The following is a 1664-nucleotide window of genomic DNA, read 5'->3' on the forward strand; positions in this document are numbered from 1 at the left end:
AATTGTTTTATGATATTCATCCAAAACATAACTCTTTTGTAGTGCAGTGACTATATTAGAAAGCAATTTATGAAATTTATAGTTTATTAGCAGTATCTCAGCGATTAACCTTTGTGTTAATGATTGAGTACTGCTATAATACGGCGCTTTATATCCTAAGCTTATTCTAGATTGTTTTTTATAAAAACTGGTCAGAATTGGGCTTACCTTATAAATCTCCTTGCTATTAACATAGGGTTAATAGCTACTAATCCGTAAGGAGTCATAATGCGACATTACGAACTGGTGTTACTTGTACACCCAGACCAAAGCGACCAAGTGGTCGGCATGGTTGAGCGCTACATCAAGTTAGTTCAAGACAACAACGGTGTTATCCATCGTTTAGAAGATTGGGGCCGCCGTCAATTGGCATATCCAATCAACAAGATTCACAAAGCTCACTACGTTCTTTTCAATATTGAAACTGACGGTGAAACTTTGGCTGAACTTGAAGAATTATTCCGCTATAACGACGCGATCATTCGTAGTCTAGTTATGCGCCGTGACGAAGCTGTCACTGAAGAGTCGCAGTTAGCCAAGAATGCCGATGAAAAACGCGCACGCAAAGCAACTACTCGTCGTCCAGACAATCGTGAAAACGATAGCGACGACAACGACAACAGTGAAGACTAATTAAAGGAGAATACTCATGGCACGTTTCTATCGCCGTCGCAAATTCTGCCGTTTCACTGCTGAAGGCATCACTCACATCGACTATAAAGATGTTGAATTGCTAAAACAGTACATCAGTGATAATGGTAAAATCGTACCAAGCCGCATTACCGGTACATCTACTAAATATCAGCGTCAACTAGCTACTGCTATCAAGCAAGCTCGTTACTTATCGCTACTTCCATACACTGATAACCATCAGGGTTAACCGTTAATTAACTAGGAATGACTCATGCAAATTATTTTGTTACAGCGTATCGTCAACCTTGGTAAACTCGGTGAAACTGTCGATGTAAAACCAGGTTACGGACGTAACTTTCTTATCCCTTTGGGTAAAGCACTACCTGCTACTAAAGCTAACATTGAAAAGTTCGAAGCACGTCGTGCTGAGCTTGAAGCTGAAGAAGCAAAAGAAATCGCTAGTGCTCAAGAGCGTGCTGATGCTTTAACTGATGTTAATGTCATCATGCGTGCTAAATCAGGTGACGAAGGCAAGCTATTCGGCTCTATCGGTACTCGCGATATCGCCGAAGCATTGACTAACTCAGGTCTAGAAGTAGATCGTGCTGAAATCAAGCTTCCTGGAGGCACTTTACGTCAAGTTGGCGAATACAATGTTGATATTCAGCTACACCATGACGTTACTGCTAGCATCTTGGTTACCATTCTTTCTGAAGATGGTAACAACGAAGATTCTGCTGACGAAGAAGCTGCTGACGAAGACTATTCTGAAGAGTAATCTTCTATATAGTTAGACTCAGTCTATAAAAAGCCAGCAACCTTAGGTTGCTGGCTTTTTTTGTCTATGTTTTATGGTTACGCCCTATTTTGTTTAAGTAAGAGCTGTCAGAATATTGAAGCGTGTCCTCATTAAAAAAAGGTGATACACATTCGCTAAGGTAATCCCCCCAATAAATAAGAACACTCATAAATAGAGAGTAACTGCTAGAATA

3 protein-coding genes are annotated in these 1664 nt (G+C 40.3%); all 3 read left to right on the forward strand.

The genetic code is table 11. The features are described 5' to 3' along the window. Positions 1-267: 267 nt before the first annotated feature. From rpsF to rplI, 3 genes are read left to right on the forward strand one after another with little or no spacing between them, the layout of a single operon-like run. The gene (rpsF, locus tag EI164_RS15955) at positions 268-672 is read left to right on the forward strand and encodes a 30S ribosomal protein S6 (protein WP_057759380.1); all 405 of its coding nucleotides are present in this window, start codon (positions 268-270) and stop codon (positions 670-672) included. A gap of 16 nt (positions 673-688) precedes the next feature. Then, positions 689-919: a 30S ribosomal protein S18 gene (rpsR, locus tag EI164_RS15960; protein WP_010198808.1), complete on the forward strand. Its 231-nt coding sequence runs from the start codon at positions 689-691 to the stop codon at positions 917-919. A 24-nt stretch (positions 920-943) separates the two neighbouring features. Beyond that, a complete protein-coding gene (gene rplI / locus EI164_RS15965; protein WP_192520964.1) occupies positions 944-1450 on the forward strand; it encodes a 50S ribosomal protein L9 in 507 nt (168 codons plus the stop codon). The last annotated feature ends 214 nt before the right edge of the window (positions 1451-1664 follow it).

The sequence above is a fragment of the Psychrobacter sp. FME13 genome, from assembly GCF_014861395.1.
Lineage (GTDB): Bacteria > Pseudomonadota > Gammaproteobacteria > Pseudomonadales > Moraxellaceae > Psychrobacter.